18 protein-coding genes are annotated in these 19403 nt (G+C 54.4%); 12 read left to right on the top strand and 6 right to left on the bottom strand.

Annotated features, from left to right (window positions below; genetic code table 11):
- The first annotated feature begins 52 nt into the window (after positions 1 to 52).
- Positions 53 to 640: a Yip1 family protein gene (locus OGY35_RS24225; RefSeq protein WP_152403606.1), complete on the top strand. Its 588-nt coding sequence runs from the start codon at positions 53 to 55 to the stop codon at positions 638 to 640.
- Positions 641 to 805: 165 nt separating this feature from the next.
- Complete coding sequence (pbpG, locus tag OGY35_RS24220; protein ID WP_152403608.1) at positions 806 to 1753, top strand: D-alanyl-D-alanine endopeptidase; 948 nt, start codon at positions 806 to 808, stop codon at positions 1751 to 1753.
- Positions 1754 to 1890: 137 nt separating this feature from the next.
- Here the strand turns inward: pbpG and OGY35_RS24215 are convergent, their stop codons facing one another.
- A complete protein-coding gene (locus OGY35_RS24215; protein ID WP_152403610.1) occupies positions 1891 to 2445 on the bottom strand; it encodes a GNAT family N-acetyltransferase in 555 nt (184 codons plus the stop codon).
- A 113-nt stretch (positions 2446 to 2558) separates the two neighbouring features.
- On the bottom strand, positions 2559 to 4280 hold the full coding sequence (gene dld / locus OGY35_RS24210) for a D-lactate dehydrogenase (protein WP_286633691.1): 1722 nt from the start codon (positions 4278 to 4280) through the stop codon (positions 2559 to 2561).
- Positions 4281 to 4496: 216 nt separating this feature from the next.
- On the opposite strand from dld, the gene bglX reads away from it, so the two are divergent.
- From bglX to OGY35_RS24185, 5 genes are all read left to right on the top strand, one after another.
- The gene (gene bglX / locus OGY35_RS24205) at positions 4497 to 6794 is read left to right on the top strand and encodes a beta-glucosidase BglX (RefSeq protein ID WP_286633690.1); all 2298 of its coding nucleotides are present in this window, start codon (positions 4497 to 4499) and stop codon (positions 6792 to 6794) included.
- A 142-nt stretch (positions 6795 to 6936) separates the two neighbouring features.
- The gene (gene osmF / locus OGY35_RS24200; RefSeq protein WP_286633689.1) at positions 6937 to 7854 is read left to right on the top strand and encodes a glycine betaine ABC transporter substrate-binding protein OsmF; all 918 of its coding nucleotides are present in this window, start codon (positions 6937 to 6939) and stop codon (positions 7852 to 7854) included.
- A 15-nt stretch (positions 7855 to 7869) separates the two neighbouring features.
- Entirely contained in the window at positions 7870 to 9036 is a 1167-nt protein-coding gene (locus OGY35_RS24195; RefSeq protein WP_286633688.1) for an ABC transporter permease, read from the top strand.
- The gene (locus OGY35_RS24190; RefSeq protein WP_152403621.1) at positions 9029 to 9976 is read left to right on the top strand and encodes an ABC transporter ATP-binding protein; all 948 of its coding nucleotides are present in this window, start codon (positions 9029 to 9031) and stop codon (positions 9974 to 9976) included. Before OGY35_RS24195 ends, OGY35_RS24190 begins: the two co-directional genes overlap by 8 nt.
- Positions 9960 to 10691 (top strand): ABC transporter permease, encoded by a 732-nt coding sequence (locus OGY35_RS24185; protein WP_152403624.1) that lies wholly within the window; start codon positions 9960 to 9962, stop codon positions 10689 to 10691. The genes OGY35_RS24190 and OGY35_RS24185 overlap by 17 nt, the downstream gene beginning before the upstream one ends.
- Here OGY35_RS24185 and OGY35_RS24180 read toward each other — a convergent pair.
- Positions 10672 to 10779: a protein YohO gene (locus OGY35_RS24180; protein WP_042318015.1), complete on the bottom strand. Its 108-nt coding sequence runs from the start codon at positions 10777 to 10779 to the stop codon at positions 10672 to 10674. The genes OGY35_RS24185 and OGY35_RS24180 overlap by 20 nt on opposite strands.
- Before the next feature lie 59 nt (positions 10780 to 10838).
- Positions 10839 to 11570, bottom strand: a complete 732-nt coding sequence (gene mlrA, locus OGY35_RS24175) for an HTH-type transcriptional regulator MlrA (protein WP_286633741.1) — start codon at positions 11568 to 11570, stop codon at positions 10839 to 10841.
- 222 nt (positions 11571 to 11792) lie between these two features.
- On the opposite strand from mlrA, the gene OGY35_RS24170 reads away from it, so the two are divergent.
- The 3 genes from OGY35_RS24170 to OGY35_RS24160 are packed head-to-tail and all read left to right on the top strand — an operon-like array spanning position 11793 to position 14710.
- Complete coding sequence (locus tag OGY35_RS24170; RefSeq protein WP_152403626.1) at positions 11793 to 13481, top strand: sensor histidine kinase; 1689 nt, start codon at positions 11793 to 11795, stop codon at positions 13479 to 13481.
- A complete protein-coding gene (btsR, locus tag OGY35_RS24165) occupies positions 13474 to 14193 on the top strand; it encodes a two-component system response regulator BtsR (RefSeq protein WP_152403628.1) in 720 nt (239 codons plus the stop codon). Before OGY35_RS24170 ends, btsR begins: the two co-directional genes overlap by 8 nt.
- A 46-nt stretch (positions 14194 to 14239) precedes the next feature.
- A complete protein-coding gene (locus OGY35_RS24160) occupies positions 14240 to 14710 on the top strand; it encodes a YehS family protein (protein WP_152403630.1) in 471 nt (156 codons plus the stop codon).
- Between the two features lie 45 nt (positions 14711 to 14755).
- On the opposite strand, the gene OGY35_RS24155 is transcribed toward OGY35_RS24160, so the two are convergent.
- Both OGY35_RS24155 and metG read right to left on the bottom strand, forming a co-directional pair.
- Positions 14756 to 15214 carry a YehR family lipoprotein gene (locus OGY35_RS24155; RefSeq protein WP_152403632.1) on the bottom strand — a complete coding sequence of 153 codons (459 nt, stop codon included), beginning with the start codon at positions 15212 to 15214 and terminating at the stop codon, positions 14756 to 14758.
- A gap of 193 nt (positions 15215 to 15407) precedes the next feature.
- Positions 15408 to 17441: a methionine--tRNA ligase gene (gene metG / locus OGY35_RS24150; protein WP_152403634.1), complete on the bottom strand. Its 2034-nt coding sequence runs from the start codon at positions 17439 to 17441 to the stop codon at positions 15408 to 15410.
- A gap of 165 nt (positions 17442 to 17606) precedes the next feature.
- Between metG and apbC the strand changes: the two genes are divergently transcribed.
- Together apbC and OGY35_RS24140 are read left to right on the top strand one after the other, a co-directional pair.
- Positions 17607 to 18716, top strand: coding sequence for an iron-sulfur cluster carrier protein ApbC (gene apbC, locus OGY35_RS24145; protein WP_284554184.1), 1110 nt, complete (start codon positions 17607 to 17609; stop codon positions 18714 to 18716).
- A gap of 273 nt (positions 18717 to 18989) precedes the next feature.
- Entirely contained in the window at positions 18990 to 19274 is a 285-nt protein-coding gene (locus OGY35_RS24140; RefSeq protein ID WP_286633687.1) for a DUF2574 family protein, read from the top strand.
- Positions 19275 to 19403 lie beyond the last annotated feature (129 nt).

Below are 19403 nucleotides of genomic sequence, written 5' to 3'. Positions count from 1 at the left end.
AGCTGAATTATACTTGAAGTGTTAAGTCCACAGCTGACAACAAGGGGGCGGTATGAACCATGTCTGGGGGCTGTTTTCCCATCCCAATCGTGAAATGCAGGTGATCAACAGCGAGAACGAAACGGTTTCGCATCACTACACCCACCATGTGCTTTTGATGGCGGCCATCCCGGTTATTTGCGCCTTCATTGGTACAACACAAATCGGCTGGAATTTTGGCGACGGCAATGTCCTGAAGCTCTCTTTGTTTACGGGACTGGCGCTGGCTGTCCTGTTCTATGCCGTGATGCTGGCGGGCGTGGCAATCATGGGGCGCGTGATCTGGTGGATGGCGCGGAGTTATCCGCAGCGTCCATCCCTGACGCACTGTATGGTGTTTGCCGGCTATGTCGCGACGCCGCTATTTCTTAGCGGTCTGGTGGCGCTGTATCCGCTGGTGTGGCTTTGCGCATTTGTTGGCACAGTAGCGCTGTTCTATACCGGCTATCTGCTCTATCTGGGCATTCCGACATTCCTGAATATCAATAAGGAAGAGGGCTTAAGTTTCTCCAGCTCGACCCTGGCTATCGGCGTACTGGTACTGGAAGTGCTGCTCGCGCTGACCGTCATCCTCTGGGGATACGGCTACCGCTTGTTCTGATTACCGTGCTGCATTGTTGGTGCAAAAGCCAGCAATGCAGCATTTCCTGACGATTCTCTTATGGCGGCGAGGTCATTAGCTCGCTATGATTCCTCTGCTAGCCGGAGCCATCCTGACTCCGGCGGTGCGTGTCATCACGCGTGAATCATTTTCTGAAATCTCATCATGCTGAAATTCCGAGTTTCCATACTGAGCCTGGCGCTGATGCTGGCTGTGCCTTTTGCGCCACAAGCGCTGGCAAAAACGGCGGCGACTGCCGCGGCGTCTCAACCCGAGATCGCCTCCGGTAGCGCGATGATCGTGGATCTGAACACCAATAAGGTTATCTATTCGAACCATCCGGACCTGGTGCGTCCGATTGCGTCAATTACCAAATTAATGACGGCGATGGTGGTGCTTGATGCACGACTGCCGCTGGACGAAAAACTGAAAGTGGATATCAGCCAGACGCCGGAGATGAAAGGGATTTACTCGCGCGTGCGGCTGAACAGTGAAATCAGCCGTAAAAATATGTTGCTGCTGGCGCTGATGTCCTCAGAAAACCGGGCGGCGGCGAGCCTGGCGCACCATTATCCTGGCGGCTATAACGCGTTTATAAAAGCAATGAACGCGAAGGCAAAAGCGCTGGGTATGACCCAGACGCGTTTTGTGGAGCCAACCGGTTTGTCGATTCATAACGTGTCGACCGCACGCGATCTCACCAAAATGCTGATTGCCAGCAAGCAGTACCCGCTGATCGGTCAACTGAGTACCACGCGTGAAGATATGGCGACCTTCGCCAATCCGGCGTATACGCTGCCGTTCCGCAATACCAACCATCTGGTGTATCGCGATAACTGGAATATTCAGCTTACTAAAACCGGCTTCACCAACGCGGCTGGCCATTGTCTGGTGATGCGCACGGTAATCAATAACAAACCGGTGGCGCTGGTGGTGATGGATGCGTTCGGCAAGTACACCCATTTCGCCGACGCCAGTCGTTTACGCACGTGGATCGAAACCGGGAAAGTGATGCCGGTTCCGCCGGCGGCGTTGAGCTATAAAAAGCAGAAAGCCGCACAGATGGCTGCTGCGGGTGGCAATGCGGGTGAGCAGACCGCGCAAAACGACTGATGCCGCTATAGGCCGAATAAGGCGAAGTCGTCCTGGAAAATAGCCTGATGACGCTTCGCTTATCAAGCCGACGAAAACATCTCACCCGTAGGCCGGATAAGGCGTTTATGCCGTCATCCGGCATGGATAACAAAACCTTACTCTGGCAGCGTCCAGTCACCTTCGTTGAGTGGGCGCTGCATAATCAACGTATCCCGCCAGTCTCCCTTTTTATACCCGACGCTACGCAACTGTCCGGCAATCTCGAAACCGTGCTTTTTATGCAATCGCAGCGACCCCGGATTGTTATGGCCGTCGCCAATCACCGCCACCATCTGCCGCCATGGACCTTCTTCACAGCGGGTGATTAACGTATGCATCAGCAGGCTGCCGACGCCGCGTCCGGTCATGCTGGCATCGACATAAATCGACTCTTCCAGGGTAAAACGATAGGCCGGGCGAGGACGATACTGCGTGGCATAACAATAACCGACGATCACGCCGCGATAGAGCGCCACCAGCCACGGCAATCCATACTGTGCCACCGTACGCATACGTCGGCGCATTTCATCGACCGTCGGGGGTGTTTCTTCAAAAGAGGCGCGGCCATTCAACACATGCCACGCATATAACGAGGAGATCGCCTCTACGTCGTCGGGCAGCGCATCGCGTACCACGATATCGTTATCAGAAAGCGTATCGGCAACAGACATGGTTCTCACCTTTGCGAAGAAAAACCGGAGTCATCACGACTCCGGCACATCTTATTACTTTTGCACGATATTTCGTGCAAATCCAGCCTGCGCATCAGGCACATTAGCTGGTGTTAATCTGAAGACGGTACTTTCCAGAATTTTTGCTTACTGGTCTTGCCAATTCCGGGATTCATACTGTTGGTCGGGTCATTTTCGCGATAAAAACGGGTCAGCGCGGGCGGTGCTTCATACAGATGCCCGACGTTATGCTCAGCCGGGTATTGTGCGCCGCGCTGTTGCAGCAGTTCCAGCATTTGTGCTTTCAGCGCGTGAGCATCCACACCTTTCTTCACGATATAATCCTGATGGAAGACGTAGCACATAAAGTGCCCGTAATAGAGTTTATGCACCAGTTGGTTATCCATTTCCGCCGGCAGATGTTCGTACCATTCGGTGTCATTGCGGCGCAGTGCGATGTCCAGCGCCAGAATATCCTCCACCTCGTCAGCATGAACCGCCTGATAGCGAATGGCTGCGCCAGCCGCTGCGAAGCGGTGCAGGAAGGCTTTGCTACCTTCTTCCGGCGTGCAGGCAAAGAAATCGCCTTCTGCGGTTTTAAAGAATTCGGTGAGCCAACTTTGCGCTTCCGCGACGCCATCGCCCGCCATTTTTAACAGCAGATGATGTTCATATTTATCGCGCCAGCTTTTCATGCGTGGCGGCAGATGACTCGGGAACAGATGACCAAACTTCTGCATTGCGCGGTCGGTAAAGTGCGGACGAAAGAATTTCACCTTTTCCAGCATCGCGTCGGTGCGCCCCTTCAGGGTGAAGAAGAACGGCATTTTGTCGGTGCCGAGCTTATCAATCATCAGGAAAGTGTCTTTGCCGTACTGTTCGGCAATGTCGTAAATGTCGCGGTGCATGTATTCACCCGCCACCGGCAGATTGTCGAACGTCGCCAGAATATGGCGGCGGATCTCCGTCAGCACCTCGGGTTGATTGGTGCCAATGTAAAATACCTGCTGATTTTTTTCCGCTTCAAAGGTGTCGAGACGCACCGCAAAGACCGCCAGCTTTCCGGCACAGCCAGAAGATTCGAACAGGCGATCCGGATCGGCGTTATAGCGTGCGGGCGTGTCGGCGTCGATGTCTCTGACGCGGGTGACGTAGTCGTGATCGTGGGCGTGTCGCCCGTCGTGGCGGACATTTTCCTCTTTGATCCGTTCATCGTCCAGTTGACTCAGGATCTGTTCTGGCGTTTGTCCCAGATCGATCCCCAGATGGTTAACCAGTTGCAGCTTGCCGTTTTCATCAATACGGGCAAACAGGGACATTTCGGTATACGCCGGGCCTCTTTGCACCAGCGAACCACCGGAGTTATTACAGATCCCGCCAATGACCGATGCGCCGATGCACGACGAACCAATCACCGAGTGTGGCTCACGCCCCAGCGGCTTCAGCGCTTTTTCCAGTGAGTACAACGTGGTGCCGGGATAGGCCAGCACCTGCTCACCTTTGCCCAGCACGTGGAGCTTGTCGAGGCGCAGGGTGCTGATGATGACAATCTCGCGGTCATAATCATTACCATTCGGCGTGGAGCCTTCGGTCAGGCCGGTATTGGCCGCCTGCATCAGGATAATTTTATCGGCGTTGACGCAGGCGTTCAGCACGCGCCAGAGTTCCAGCAGCGATCCGGGAAAGACTACCGCCAGAGCCTCGCCCTGACCGGAACGGAAACCCTTGCGATAGCGGGCGGTTTTTGCAGGATCAGTCAGCAGGTGTGAATGTCCCACCAGGCGGGCGAGCTCATTCAGGAAGGTTTTATTATCAGTTGTTGTAATGGAAGACATTCTCCACTCCTTGTGGTGGGACAAAATATCAGGTTCAAGCATAGCGCTTTGTATGACAATACGCTTTCTCATTCACACTGTCTTTGAATTGGCGGCGTTGAAAATTAAGAGAATAACCTTAGCTTTCTGCCGCGCTGCCGTTTAGGCTTATGGCAAAATGCGGTTTTTGCTATATTTTCGCTGCCACGTCGGGCTTTAGAGAAAGAGAGAATCAACATGAAATGGCTATGTTCTGTAGGTGTCGCAGTTAGTCTGGCGTTGCAACCAGCGCTGGCGGAGGAGCTGTTCGGTAACCATCCGCTGACGCCGGAAGCGCGGGATGCGTTTGTCACCCAGTTGCTGACGAAAATGACCGTCGATGAAAAGATTGGCCAGCTGCGTTTGATAAGCGTCGGCCCGGATAACCCGAAAGAAGCGATCCGCGAGATGATCAAAGACGGCCAGGTGGGCGCGATTTTTAACACCGTTACCCGTCAGGACATCCGTAAAATGCAGGATCAGGTGATGGAACTGAGCCGCCTGAAAATCCCTCTCTTTTTTGCCTATGACGTGCTGCACGGCCAGCGTACCGTCTTCCCGATTAGCCTTGGGCTGGCGTCCTCTTTTAACCTCGACGCGGTGAAAACCGTCGGACGCATCTCGGCGTATGAAGCTGCCGACGACGGCCTGAATATGACCTGGGCACCGATGGTCGATGTCTCCCGCGATCCGCGTTGGGGACGCGCCTCGGAAGGTTTTGGCGAAGATACCTATCTGACCTCCATCATGGGCAAAACGATGGTGGAAGCGATGCAGGGCAAAAGCCCGGCGGATCGCTATTCGGTGATGACCAGCGTGAAGCACTTCGCCGCCTACGGTGCCGTGGAGGGCGGTAAAGAGTACAACACCGTGGACATGAGTCCGCAGCGCCTGTTTAACGACTATATGCCGCCGTACAAAGCCGGTCTGGATGCAGGCAGCGGCGCGGTGATGGTGGCGCTGAACTCGCTGAACGGCACGCCAGCGACCTCTGATTCCTGGCTGCTGAAGGACATTCTGCGCGATAAGTGGGGCTTTAAAGGCATTACCGTGTCTGACCACGGGGCCATCAAAGAGCTGATTAAACACGGCACCGCCGCCGATCCGGAAGATGCGGTGCGCGTGGCGCTCAAGTCCGGCATTAACATGAGCATGAGCGACGAGTATTACAGCAAATACCTGCCGGGACTGATCAAATCCGGCAAAGTGACGATGGCGGAACTGGATGACGCGGCGCGTCACGTGCTCAACGTGAAATATGACATGGGGCTGTTTAACGATCCGTACAGCCATCTGGGGGCGAAAGAGACCGATCCGGTGGATACCAACGCCGAAAGCCGACTGCACCGCAAAGAAGCACGTGAAGTCGCGTGTGAAAGCCTGGTGCTGCTGAAAAACCGCCTCGACACGCTGCCGCTAAAAAAATCGGGGACGATTGCGGTTGTCGGCCCGTTGGCTGACAGCAAACGCGACGTGATGGGCAGTTGGTCTGCCGCAGGCGTGGCCGATCAGTCCATTACCGTTCTGACCGGCATTAAAAATGCTCTCGGCACAAACGGTAAGGTGGTGTACGCCCATGGGGCCAACGTCACCAACGATAATGACATTGTCACCTTCCTCAATCAGTACGAAGAGGCGGTGAAGGTGGACTCGCGTTCTCCTCAGGAGATGATTGATGAAGCCGTCGCGGCGGCGAAGCAGTCTGATGTGGTGGTTGCCGTGGTGGGTGAGGCACAGGGCATGGCGCATGAAGCGTCCAGCCGTACCGATATCACCCTGCCGCAGAGCCAGCGCGACCTGATCGCGGCGCTGAAAGCGACCGGAAAACCGCTGGTGCTGGTGCTGATGAACGGTCGTCCGCTGGCGCTGGTGAAAGAAGATCAACAGGCCGATGCGATTCTGGAAACCTGGTTTGCCGGTACGGAAGGGGGTAACGCGATTGCCGACGTCCTGTTTGGCGACTACAACCCGTCAGGCAAACTGCCGATGTCCTTCCCACGCTCGGTGGGGCAGATCCCGACCTATTACAGCCACCTCAACACCGGTCGTCCGTATAACGCCGACAAGCCGAACAAGTACACCTCTCGCTACTTTGACGAAGCTAACGGCCCGCTCTATCCGTTTGGTTATGGCCTGAGCTACACCACGTTTACTGTTTCTGACGTGACGCTTTCTGCGCCGACCATGAAACGTGACGGCAGCGTGACGGCAAGTGTGAAGGTGACCAACACCGGCAAGCGTGAAGGTGAAACGGTGATCCAGCTGTACGTGCAGGACGTCACGGCTTCCCTGAGTCGTCCGGTGAAAGAGCTGAAAGGCTTTAAGAAAGTGAACCTGAAACCCGGCGAAACGCAGACCGTCAGCTTCCCGATTGATATCAACGCGCTGAAGTTCTGGAATCAGCAGATGACGTTCGATGCCGAACCCGGCAAGTTCAACGTATTTATCGGCGTCGATTCTGCCCGCGTGAAGCAGGGATCGTTTGAATTGCTGTGATCGGCGTAAGGGGGCGTTCCCGCGTGGATTCCCCCTGTTTTTCCCCCCGAAAAAACCGAAATGTCGGGTTAACGGAACACTTTTCGACTATGCTTTTCCCTCAAGTCGCTGAAAAAGTCGACAAAAAGATGAGGAAAGCATCATGACAATCTCAAAGATTTGGGCCGGTTCGCTGGCGCTGTTAGCGGCAGTGAGCTTACCCTTGCAGGCGGCGTCGCCGGTGAAGGTTGGGTCGAAAATTGATACCGAAGGCGCGCTGCTTGGCAACATCATTTTGCAGGTGCTGGAAAGCCACGGCGTCAAAACGGTCAATAAAGTCCAGTTAGGTACCACGCCGGTCGTGCGCGGTGCGATCACCTCAGGCGAACTGGATATCTACCCTGAATACACCGGTAATGGCGCGTTCTTCTTCAAAGATGAAAACGATCCGGCATGGAAAAATGCACAAGCAGGCTTTGAGAAAGTCAAAAAACTCGATGCGGAGCAGAATAAGCTGGTCTGGTTAACACCGGCACCGGCCAATAATACCTGGACTATCGCGGTGCGAAGCGATGTCGCCGAAAAGAATAAACTCACCTCGCTGGCCGATCTCGGACGCTATCTGAAAGAGGGCGGTATCTTCAAACTGGCCGCCTCCGCCGAATTTATCGAACGTGCCGACGCGCTGCCCGCGTTCGAAAAAGCCTACGATTTTACGCTCGATCAGACGCAACTGCTTTCACTGGCGGGCGGTGACACGGCGGTGACCATCAAAGCTGCCGCGCAGCAAACGTCCGGCGTCAACGCCGCGATGGCCTACGGGACGGATGGTCCGGTCGCCGCGCTGGGCTTGCAGACGTTAAGCGATCCCAAAGGCGTTCAGCCCATTTATGCGCCAGCCCCTGTGGTGCGTGAGGCGGTGTTGAAGGCGTACCCGCAGATGGCGGAATGGCTGCAACCTGTGTTTGCCAGCCTGGATGAAAAAACGTTGCAACAACTCAATGCCAGTATTGCCGTTGAAGGGTTAGATGCCAAAAAAGTGGCGGCAGATTACCTGAAACAAAAGGGATGGGTGAAGTAAAGGGACTGAAAAAGGTTGGGTGACGTGTCAAAAGTCAGTATTCAGCGCGTACTGCTGCTGCTGGTTGTTCTTTCAGCCGCCGCCGTTGCGCTGCCGTTTGTGAACTATGCCCCGAATCGTCTGGTGTCGGGAGAGGGGCGTCAGCTCTGGACGCTCTGGCCCGGTTCGGTGTCGATGCTCGCCGGCGCGGGTTGCGCCCTGCTGGCATTGTGCTTCGTGCCGGGAAGAAAAGGGGCGCTGTGTACGCTGGTGGTGGCACAACTGCTGGTGATCCTGATGCTGTGGAGCGTGGGTAAAGCGGCGACACATCTGGCAGAGACGGGAACGCCGCTGGCGCGAACCAGCGTGGGAAGCGGTCTCTGGCTGGGGCTCGCGCTGGGATTACTGGCCTACAGCGACGCTATCAGACGTATTACCGCACAGCCACTCTGGCGCTGGGTTTTACATGCGCAGATGGCGATTATTCCCGTCGCACTCTTGCTGACGGGGACGTTCGATGACCTCTCTTTACTCAAAGAGTACGCTAATCGTCAGGATGTCTTTGATGATGCGCTGGCCCAGCATCTGACGTTGCTGTTGGGTACCGTGCTGCCCGCGCTGGCGATAGGCATTCCCCTAGGAATCTGGTGTTATTTTTCCACCGCCCGCCAGGGGCCGGTGTTTACCGTCCTCAATGTGATTCAAACCGTTCCTTCCGTCGCACTGTTCGGCCTGTTGATTGCACCGCTTGCCGGACTGGTAAAGGCGTTCCCCTGGCTTGCAACGGTGGGCGTGGCGGGAACCGGTCTGACCCCGGCGCTGATCGCGCTGGTGTTGTACGCGCTCTTGCCGCTGGTTCGCGGCGTGGTGGCCGGGCTGAATCAGGTTCCCCGCGATGTCCTGGAAAGCGCCCGCGCGATGGGGATGAGCACCGTGCAGCGCTTTCTACACGTTCAGCTTCCGCTGGCACTGCCGGTCTTTTTACGTAGCCTGCGGGTGGTGATGGTGCAGACCGTCGGGATGGCCGTCATCGCCGCGCTGATTGGCGCCGGTGGTTTTGGCGCGCTGGTGTTTCAGGGACTGCTCAGCAGCGCCGTGGATCTGGTGCTGCTGGGCGTGATCCCGGTCATTGCGCTGGCGGTACTGATTGATGCGCTGTTTGATTTAGGGAATGCTCTGCTGAAGGTAACCCACCATGATTGAATTTAGCCACGTGAATAAAGCCTTTGGTGAGCACAAGGCGGTTAGCGACCTGAATCTGCACGTTAAGGAAGGCAGTTTCTCGGTACTGATTGGCACCTCAGGTTCGGGGAAATCCACCACTCTGAAAATGATTAACCGGCTCGTGGAGCATGACAGCGGCAGAATTCGCTTTGCTGGTGAGGAAATTCGCAGTCTGCCGGTACTGGAACTGCGTCGGCGGATGGGCTACGCGATTCAGTCGATTGGCCTGTTTCCGCACTGGACGGTAGCGCAGAACATCGCCACCGTCCCGCAATTGCTGAAGTGGCCGCGCAGAAAAATTGATGAGCGGGTGGAGGAATTAATGGCGCTGCTCGGGCTGGAAGTCGTGCTGCGCGAGCGCTATCCGCATCAGCTTTCCGGTGGACAGCAGCAGCGCGTGGGCGTGGCGCGCGCGCTGGCTGCCGATCCGCAGGTGCTGCTGATGGATGAACCTTTCGGCGCGCTGGATCCGGTCACTCGTGGGGCGTTGCAGCAGGAGATGACCCGCATCCACCGTCTGTTGGGGCGGACCATTGTGCTGGTCACGCATGATATTGATGAAGCGCTGCGCCTGGCAGAGCATCTGGTGCTGATGGACGGCGGAGAAGTTGTTCAGCAGGGGACGCCGCTGGCGATGCTGACGGCACCGGCGAATGACTTTGTGCAACAGTTTTTCGGTCGCAGCGAGTTGGGAGTACGGTTGCTGTCGCTGCGAACCGTGGCTGACTATGTGCGCCGGGATGAACAGATTGCCGGGGAGGCGTTGACCGAAGAGATGACGCTGCGCGACGCGCTTTCCGCGTTTGTCGCGCGCGGGTGCGACGTGTTACCGGTGGTCAATCAGCAGGGCATTGTCTGTGGGACGCTGCATTTTCGCGATCTGCTACTGGAGACGCTAACGCATGAAACGACTGTCTGACCCGCTGCTCTGGTTGATCGCACTCTTCCTGCTGATGCTGTTGGGGTTACCGCACAGCCAGGCGATTTTTGCCAGTCTGTTTCCTGAACTTCCGCGCCCGGTTTATCAGCAGGAAAGCTTTCTCGCGCTGGCGCTGGCCCATTTCTGGCTGGTCGCGGTGTCGAGCCTGTTTGCCGTGGTGATTGGCGTGGGCGCCGCAATTGTGGTGACACGACCAAAAGGACGGGAGTTCCGCCCGCTGGTGGAGACCATTGCTGCCGTTGGACAAACCTTTCCGCCCGTCGCGGTGCTGGCGATCGCGGTGCCGGTGATGGGGTTTGGTCAGAAACCGGCCATTATTGCGCTGATCCTGTACGGCGTGTTACCCATCCTGCAGGCGACGCTGGCGGGACTGGGGTCGATTGAGGACAGCGTGCGCAACATTGCCAGCGGAATGGGGATGAGTCCGGGACAACAGTTGCGAAAGGTGGAGTTGCCGCTGGCGGCGCCGGTGATTCTGGCAGGGGTACGGACGTCGGTGATTATCAATATTGGCACCGCGACTATCGCGTCAACGGTGGGGGCCAGCACGCTTGGCACGCCGATTATCATCGGTCTGAGCGGATTCAACACGGCGTATGTTATTCAGGGCGCGCTGCTGGTCGCGCTGGCGGCGATCGTCGTAGACCGCCTGTTCGAGCGGTTAGTGCAGCGCCTTAGCCGGCACGCAAAATGAAGGTATAGCCTGCGAGCATCACACCGCCAATACCGCCGATGGCCATGAGTAAAAAGAGGGTGATGACACCGATTTTCGCTACGCTCATGATGTTCTCCTTATGTTAACTCAGAGATTATACAGAGAAGCGTAGCTGTTAATGAATCATTAAATGCCAAGTGGATAAATATCGTGTCCTTCCGCGCGCCAGGCATTCAGCAGCTGCTGCTGTGCCGACGTCTGATTTTCGCCGCACCACACCAGTAGGGTTCGCCCCTCAAACAGGTCCGGGCGAAACTGGCTCAGCGAATGCGCCAGTACGTCAACCCGCCATCCCTGCTGGCTGGCAACCCAACCTTCCAGCCACAGACGCGTGGTATCGTGAATATTCCAGCCCACGACCAGCGCATCTTTGCCCTGTTTTTTTCTGGCCGAGGCGAGGCAAATGGCGATGTAGTTGATCAACACACCGTCAAGGATCCCCAATAGCGCCAGTAGTGTGGGCTGTTGGCACTGTAACCGCCGACGTAGCGGAAGAAAAAGGTGGGTGGTTAGCGTCTGCGCGGGGTAATCCTGTCCACGCTCTTTCAGCCAGACCCGGAGACTGTGCAGATTGTTATTTTGCAGATAGTGCAGCAGGGTTTCCTGTTGTTCACGCCATCCGTTTTGCAGGTCTACATTCTCATTGCTCAACAGCATCTTGACTTTGCCGACCTGCACCCCGTTATCAATCCAGCGTTTGATTTCGCGGATCCTGTCGATATCTGAATCATTGAACAGGCGATGTCCGCCGTCGGTCCGCTGCGGTTTCAATAATCCATAACGCCGCTGCCACGCGCGGAGCGTAACGGGGTTAATATCACAAAGCAAAGCCACTTCACCTATGGTGTAAAGCGCCATCATTTTATCCTTGCTCGCGAGGTCCCAGTCTAACTTTAGTCGCTCTTTTTCGAACCAGGTAGTTTTGTCTGTTTTTTAATCAAAGGAGGCGTGATATTGTATTCACACGGACACTTTTGAGTGATCGTTCTCACGAATTCATCTTTTTTTGCAACAGTTCAAAGAAAGATCAACGTAGTCGATGTATGTTACGCGGTTTTAAACGCAGTGTGGTTTGCGGGTATGTACGATTTTAATCTGGTGTTGCTGCTGCTTCAGCAGATGTGCGTGTTCCTGGTTATTGCATGGTTGATGAGTAAAACGCGTTTATTCATACCGTTGATGCAGGTGACCGTTCGCTTACCCCATAAGTTGCTCTGTTACGTCACCTTCTCTATTTTCTGTATCCTCGGCACCTATTTTGGTCTGCACATCGATGATTCCATCGCCAACACGCGCGCGATTGGCGCGGTGATGGGCGGTCTGCTCGGCGGACCGGTCGTCGGTGGACTGGTGGGGCTAACCGGGGGTCTGCACCGCTATTCGATGGGCGGCATGACCGCGCTCAGTTGTATGATCTCCACCATTGTCGAAGGACTGCTGGGCGGTCTGGTGCACAGCGTGCTGACGCGGCGGGGACGCACCGATAAAGTCTTCAATCCGCTGACGGCTGGGGCGATCACGTTTGTCGCCGAAATGGTACAGATGCTGATCATTTTGCTGATCGCCCGGCCGTTTGACGATGCTTACCGGCTGGTCAGCAATATCGCCGCCCCTATGATGGTCACCAACACCGTTGGCGCGGCGCTGTTTATGCGTATTTTGCTCGACAAGCGCGCGATGTTTGAAAAATACACCTCTGCGTTTTCCTCCACTGCGCTGAAAGTGGCGGCCTCCACCGAAGGTATCCTGCGCCAGGGATTCAACGAAGTGAACAGTATGAAGGTGGCGCAGGTGCTGTATCAGGAACTCGATATCGGCGCGGTGGCGATTACCGATCGCGAGCGGCTGTTGGCCTTTACCGGGATTGGCGACGATCATCATTTGCCGGGCAGGCCTATCTCTTCCAGCTACACGCTACGGGCCATCGAGACGGGCGAGGTCGTATATGCTGACGGCAACGAAGTGCCGTACCGCTGTTCGCTGCATCCGCAGTGCAAACTTGGTTCTACGCTGGTTATCCCGTTACGCGGTGAAAACCAACGGGTGATGGGGACCATCAAGCTGTATGAAGCAAAAAACCGACTCTTCAGTTCTATTAACCGAACGCTGGGTGAGGGGATTGCTCAGCTACTCTCCGCGCAGATCCTCGCCGGGCAATATGAACGTCAGAAAGCGATGCTGACTCAGTCAGAAATCAAGCTGCTGCATGCGCAGGTTAATCCGCATTTTCTGTTTAATGCGCTCAACACCATTAAGGCGGTGGTGCGCCGCGACAGTGAACAGGCGAGCCAACTGGTGCAGGATCTCTCCACCTTCTTTCGCAAAAACTTAAAGCGTCCGTCGGAGATCGTCACGCTTGCCGACGAAATTGAGCACGTGAATGCCTATCTGCAAATTGAGAAAGCGCGATTCCAGGCGCGGCTGCAGGTGAGTTTAAACGTGCCGGATGCGCTGGCGCATCAGCAGTTGCCGGCCTTCACTCTGCAACCCATTGTCGAAAACGCCATTAAGCACGGGACGTCACAGCTGCTGGGGACGGGAGAGGTGTCTATCACCGCCCGTCAGGAAGGGCAGTACCTGATGCTGGATATTGAAGATAACGCCGGGTTGTACCAGCCCACCACGAATGTCAGCGGTCTGGGCATGAATCTGGTGGATAAACGCCTGCGCGAACGGTTTGGCGATGACTACGGTATTAGCGTGGTCTGCGAACCGGATAGCTTTACCCGAATAACCCTACGACTGCCCCTGGAGGAGACGCATGATTAAGGTGCTGATTGTGGATGATGAGCCGTTAGCGCGGGAAAATCTGCGGATCTTGTTACAGGAACAAAGTGATATTGAGATCGTGGGTGAGTGCGCCAACGCCGTTGAAGCGATTGGCGCGGTGCATCGACTGCATCCGGACGTGCTGTTTCTGGATATTCAAATGCCGCGTATCAGCGGGCTGGAAATGGTCGGTATGCTTGACCCGGAGCACCGTCCGTATATTGTTTTTCTGACCGCCTTTGACGAATACGCGATTAAGGCCTTTGAAGAGCATGCCTTTGATTATCTTCTGAAACCGATAGAAGAGGCGAGGCTGGAGAAAACCCTCAGTCGTCTGCGCCAGGAGCGGAGCAAGCAGGACGTGTCGGTGCTGCCGGAAAACCAGCAGTCGCTGAAGTTCATCCCCTGTAGCGGGCACAGCAGGATCTATCTGCTGCAAATGGATGATGTCGCCTTTGTCAGCAGCCGCATGAGCGGTGTGTTTGTGACCAGCAGCGAAGGCAAAGAAGGCTTTACGGAACTGACGCTCAGAACACTGGAAAGCCGCACGCCATTGTTGCGCTGCCATCGACAGTATTTGGTTAACATGGCGCAGTTACAGGAAATTCGCCTGGAAGATAACGGTCAGGCAGAGCTGATACTACGCAACGGGTTAACCGTTCCGGTCAGCCGCCGCTATCTGAAAAGTTTGAAAGAGGCGATTGGCCTGTAAAACTGGTACACTGCGCGCCATTGCATTATCGACAGTTGAAGGCTCTATGCTTAGTAACGATATTCTTCGTAGCCTGCGCTACACCCTGAAAGTTAATAATAACGACATGGTGCGCATTCTTGCGCTTGCCGACATGGAATCCACCTCTGCGAATTTCGACACCTGGATGACCAAAGAAGATGAAGAGGGTTTTGTCCGCTGCCCGGATATTATTCTCTCCGGATTTCTGAATGGTCTGATCTACGAGAAGCGCGGCAAAGATGATTCAGCGCCTGAACTGGCGCTTGAGCGTCGGGTGAACAACAACACGGTGCTAAAAAAGCTGCGTATCGCCTTTTCGCTAAAAACGGATGATATTCAGGCGATCATGACCCAGCAGAACGTTCGCGTTTCAATGCCGGAAATTACCGCCATGATGCGTTCTGTCGATCATAAAAACTACCGCGAGTGCGGCGATCAGTTTATGCGTTATTTCCTGCGTGGACTGGCTGTGCGTCTGCACGGCAATAAAGACTAAAAGAAAAGCGACGACCCGGCAGGATGCCCGGTCGTCGTCGTTTGATTATTTCACTTCTTTAAAGCCTGAGGCTTCCAGCATTTTCTGGCTCTGCTTCATGCTGATACCGTTGCTCGGGTCACCAGAGAATTGAGTTCCCGTCACGCCCTGCAGCTTTTTAAAGTCAACCTTCTCCATGTCAACAGAGACGGTTTCTTCCGCGTAGCCATCCTTATAGGTCAGCTTCTCTTCCACGCCGGGAATGTTTTGATATTTTGCACTGATCGGATCAAGGATCTTCGCCGCGTCTTCTTTGGTTTTTACCCCGATAGAGGCAAAGTTGATTTTGTTTTGTGAGGTCTGCTTAATGACTTTGTCACCCTTGTAGGTATAGGTCATTACGATCTCAGTACCATTGACATCCGCTTTGAATGTTTTGCTTTCTTCCTTGTCGCCACATCCAGCCAGAGAGAAAACGAGAACTGACGCGAAAACTACCGAAAAAAACGTATTTAATGCTTTCATGTAAAACTCCATTTTATTAAACGTCTGGTACTCAAAAAATCGTACCTGGTATGTATACCAGAAAGAGATACAGTATAGGGGGAAAAGGCTAGGGGAGATGTCTGAAAATGCGGTGTGAAAAATCTGAAAATGACGCGGTCTGCTGCCCTGGTGGACAAAAAAAGCGCCGCGAAAGCGGCGCTTGAGGGCGAACTTATTTAACCTGATGTCCAGGCTTCGCGCCTTCATCCGGGCTCAGCAGGAAGATATCTTTCCCGCCAGGACCCGCCGCCATCACCATCCCTTCAGAGATGCCGAAGCGCATTTTACGCGGTGCCAGGTTTGCCACCATGATCGTATGACGGCCAATCAGTACCTGCGGATCCGGATAGGCTGAACGAATGCCGGAGAAGACGTTGCGCTTCTCGCCGCCCAGGTCCAGCGTCAGGCGCAGCAGCTTGTCGGAACCGTCAACAAATTCGGCGTTTTCAATCAGCGCCACGCGCAGATCGACTTTGGCGAAATCATCAAAGCTAATGGTTTCCTGAATCGGGAAGTCCGCCAGCGGACCGGTCACCGGAGCGGTCATCGCTTTGACCTCTTCCTTAGACGCTTCAACCAGCGCTTCAACCTGCTTCATGTCGATACGGTTATACAGCGCTTTGAAGGTGTTCACCTTGTGGGCCAGCAGCGGTTGCGTAATTGTATCCCAGCGCAGTTCCGTATTGAGGAACGCTTCAACGCGCTCGCTCAGGGTTGGCAGAACCGGTTTCAGATACGTCATCAGCACGCGGAACAGGTTGATGCCCATTGAGCAAATCGCCTGCAGATCGGCGTCGCGACCTTCCTGTTTCGCCACAACCCATGGTGCCTGCTCGTCCACATAACGGTTTGCGACATCCGCCAGCGCCATGATTTCACGAATCGCTTTGCCGAATTCACGACTTTCCCAGGCTTCGCCAATGACAGTCGCTGCGTCGGTAAAGGTTTTATAAAGCGCGGGATCGGCCAGTTCAGAAGCCAGCACGCCATCAAAACGCTTGCTGATAAAGCCGGCGTTACGAGAGGCGAGGTTAACCACCTTGTTGACGATGTCGGTGTTCACGCGCTGCACGAAATCTTCCAGATTCAGGTCGATATCATCAATGCGTGAAGAGAGTTTCGCGGTGTAGTAGTAGCGCAGGCTGTCGGCGTCAAAATGGTTCAGCCAGGTGCTGGCCTTAATAAAGGTGCCGCGAGATTTTGACATCTTCGCGCCGTTGACGGTGACATAACCATGCACGAACAGGTTAGTCGGCTTGCGGAAGTTGCTGCCTTCCAGCATGGCCGGCCAGAACAGGCTGTGGAAGTAGACGATATCTTTACCGATGAAGTGATACAGCTCGGCAGCAGAATCTTTCTTCCAGTATTCGTCAAAGCTGACGGTATCACCGCGCTTGTCGCACAGGTTTTTGAAAGAGCCCATGTAGCCGATCGGGGCATCCAGCCAGACATAGAAATATTTACCTGGCGCATTCGGGATTTCAAAACCAAAGTAAGGCGCATCGCGGGAGATATCCCACTGTTGCAGGCCAGATTCAAACCATTCCTGCATTTTGTTCGCAACCTGCTCCTGCAGCGCGCCGCTGCGGGTCCACGCCTGCAGCATTTCGCTGAAAGAGGGCAGGTCAAAGAAGAAGTGTTCAGAGTCACGCATCACCGGCGTTGCGCCAGACACCACGGATTTCGGCTCGATCAGTTCAGTCGGGCTGTAGGTCGCGCCGCACACTTCACAGTTGTCGCCGTATTGATCCGGAGATTTACATTTCGGGCAGGTGCCTTTCACAAAACGGTCCGGCAGGAACATGCCTTTTTCCGGATCGTAGAGCTGAGAGATGGTGCGGTTCTTAATAAAACCGTTCTCTTTCAGACGGGTATAGATAAGCTCAGACAGTTCCCGATTCTCATCGCTGTGCGTGGAGTGGTAGTTGTCATAGCTGATGTTGAACCCGGCGAAATCCGTCTGGTGTTCCTGACTCATTTCCCCAATCATCTGCTCCGGGGTGATGCCAAGCTGCTGTGCTTTCAGCATGATTGGCGTGCCGTGGGCGTCGTCGGCGCAGATGAAGTTGACCTCGTGGCCGCGCATTCGCTGGTAACGGACCCAGACATCAGCCTGGATGTGCTCCAGCATATGGCCGAGGTGGATTGAGCCGTTGGCGTACGGCAGTGCGCACGTTACCAGAATTTTCTTCGCGACTTGAGTCATAGTAGGTATTACTTCTTCTCTGTTGAAAGGGGGTTCTGATGTTACCTGAAAGGGAATAACTACGCCAAGAATTAAGGGCATCAAACCACAAATGAATAATTGTTACCGCTGGAGTACACTAGCTCGCTACAATTGACCTTTTCAGAACAACAAAAAGGAGTCGGGATGAACGCACAATCCCAGGCCAAATCACCAGAGACCCTGCGCGCGATGGTCGCCGGGACGCTGGCAAATTTTCAGCACCCCACCCTGAAGCATAATCTGACGACGCTGAAGGCGTTGCACCACGTCGCCTGGATGGATGACACGCTGCACGTTGAACTGGTCATGCCGTTCGTCTGGCACAGTGCATTTGAGGTGTTAAAAGAGCAATGTAGCGCCGACCTGTTGCGTATCACCGGTGCGAAGGCGATCGACTGGAAGCTTTCTCACAATATTGCCACCCTGAAGCGTGTGAAAAATCAGCCGGGCGTGAATGGCGTGAAGAACATTATCGCCGTCAGCTCTGGCAAAGGCGGCGTGGGCAAATCGTCGACTGCGGTAAACCTGGCGTTGGCACTGGCGGCAGAAGGGGCGAAAGTAGGGATTCTGGACGCCGACATTTATGGTCCGTCGATCCCAACCATGCTGGGTGCGGAAAACCAGCGTCCCACCTCGCCGGATGGCACGCATATGGCGCCGATCGTGTCTCACGGGCTGGCGACGAACTCCATCGGCTATCTGGTCACGGATGATAACGCGATGGTCTGGCGTGGGCCGATGGCCAGCAAAGCGCTGATGCAGATGCTACAGGAGACGCTGTGGCCGGATCTGGATTACCTCGTGCTGGATATGCCGCCAGGCACCGGCGACATTCAACTGACCCTGGCGCAAAACATTCCCGTCACCGGTGCAGTGGTGGTCACGACGCCGCAGGATATCGCACTGATCGACGCCAAAAAAGGTATTGTCATGTTTGAAAAAGTCGAAGTGCCTGTGCTGGGCATTGTCGAAAATATGAGCATGCATATCTGCAGCAACTGTGGTCATCATGAGCCTATCTTTGGTACCGGCGGCGCGCAGAAACTGGCTGAGCAGTATCACACGCAACTGTTGGGGCAGATGCCGCTGCATATCAGTCTGCGTGAAGATCTCGATCGCGGGACGCCGACCGTTGTCAGTCGTCCGGACAGTGATTTCACCGTAATGTATCGCGAACTGGCGGGACGTGTTGCCGCGCAGCTTTACTGGCAGGGTGAAGTCATTCCTGGTGAGATTGCCTTTCGTGCCGTCTGAGTTCTGCTGAACTGCTTCTTTATCTTCGTTCACCGCATCCGCTAAATAATGATGCGGTGAATATTTAATTTAAATAATGCTGTCTGATCTATGTAGTTCCACTGAACAGAGTGGGCGCTTTTCTTAAAAAAGAAGCGTAATCCACCATTTAAATTGCTCATTCCCGCACGATTAATTTATTATTTCTATTGGTATGGCAATGGAGTCATGACCATACTTTACAGGCAGACATACTGCGCTGTAACTATTTTTACTACAGGGATTACACTCGACATGAAGAATTATCTGTTGTCAGGAATCATAGTTTTGACTTACGGAATGAGTACCCCTGCCTTTTCCTCCGATACAGCCACGTTAACCATCAACGGTAGAGTAACCATACCCACTTGCAGCACCGACGTCGTTAACAGTCAGTTGCAGCAGCGTTGTGGTAATACTCTCTATCAGTTTAATACGCAGGATGCAAAAAAGACCTCATCAGCAAGGGGCGTGGCGACCGAAATGACCCATCTTCCCGGAGATGCGGCACGACAGATCGTACTTAACCGCTACGATTAATCAGGCGGTTGTCTATTTAAGTAAATTTTCGTTCTTAGCCGAAATCATCATCATGAATGATTTCGGTATTTTAATTCCCTTCTCATATATTACTGTATAAAAATTATCTAAAATTAATGACTGCTAAAA

This window comes from Citrobacter sp. Ct235 (assembly GCF_030332305.1).
GTDB lineage: Bacteria > Pseudomonadota > Gammaproteobacteria > Enterobacterales > Enterobacteriaceae > Citrobacter_A > Citrobacter_A telavivensis.
The sequence above is the reverse complement of the archived record's forward strand: the minus strand, read 5'-3'. Positions and strand labels throughout refer to the sequence as shown.

Coding starts and splice junctions, on each gene's coding strand:
- OGY35_RS24215 (WP_152403610.1), bottom strand. CDS start 2,445: ATGTCTGTTGCCGATACGCTTTCTGATAACGATATCGTGGTACGCGAT.
- OGY35_RS24170 (WP_152403626.1), top strand. CDS start 11,793: ATGTACGATTTTAATCTGGTGTTGCTGCTGCTTCAGCAGATGTGCGTG.
- OGY35_RS24180 (WP_042318015.1), bottom strand. CDS start 10,779: ATGAGCGTAGCGAAAATCGGTGTCATCACCCTCTTTTTACTCATGGCC.
- OGY35_RS24190 (WP_152403621.1), top strand. CDS start 9,029: ATGATTGAATTTAGCCACGTGAATAAAGCCTTTGGTGAGCACAAGGCG.
- btsR (WP_152403628.1), top strand. CDS start 13,474: ATGATTAAGGTGCTGATTGTGGATGATGAGCCGTTAGCGCGGGAAAAT.
- osmF (WP_286633689.1), top strand. CDS start 6,937: ATGACAATCTCAAAGATTTGGGCCGGTTCGCTGGCGCTGTTAGCGGCA.
- mlrA (WP_286633741.1), bottom strand. CDS start 11,570: ATGGCGCTTTACACCATAGGTGAAGTGGCTTTGCTTTGTGATATTAAC.
- pbpG (WP_152403608.1), top strand. CDS start 806: ATGCTGAAATTCCGAGTTTCCATACTGAGCCTGGCGCTGATGCTGGCT.
- bglX (WP_286633690.1), top strand. CDS start 4,497: ATGAAATGGCTATGTTCTGTAGGTGTCGCAGTTAGTCTGGCGTTGCAA.
- OGY35_RS24155 (WP_152403632.1), bottom strand. CDS start 15,214: ATGAAAGCATTAAATACGTTTTTTTCGGTAGTTTTCGCGTCAGTTCTC.
- OGY35_RS24160 (WP_152403630.1), top strand. CDS start 14,240: ATGCTTAGTAACGATATTCTTCGTAGCCTGCGCTACACCCTGAAAGTT.
- apbC (WP_284554184.1), top strand. CDS start 17,607: ATGAACGCACAATCCCAGGCCAAATCACCAGAGACCCTGCGCGCGATG.
- metG (WP_152403634.1), bottom strand. CDS start 17,441: ATGACTCAAGTCGCGAAGAAAATTCTGGTAACGTGCGCACTGCCGTAC.
- OGY35_RS24225 (WP_152403606.1), top strand. CDS start 53: ATGAACCATGTCTGGGGGCTGTTTTCCCATCCCAATCGTGAAATGCAG.
- OGY35_RS24140 (WP_286633687.1), top strand. CDS start 18,990: ATGAAGAATTATCTGTTGTCAGGAATCATAGTTTTGACTTACGGAATG.
- dld (WP_286633691.1), bottom strand. CDS start 4,280: ATGTCTTCCATTACAACAACTGATAATAAAACCTTCCTGAATGAGCTC.
- OGY35_RS24185 (WP_152403624.1), top strand. CDS start 9,960: ATGAAACGACTGTCTGACCCGCTGCTCTGGTTGATCGCACTCTTCCTG.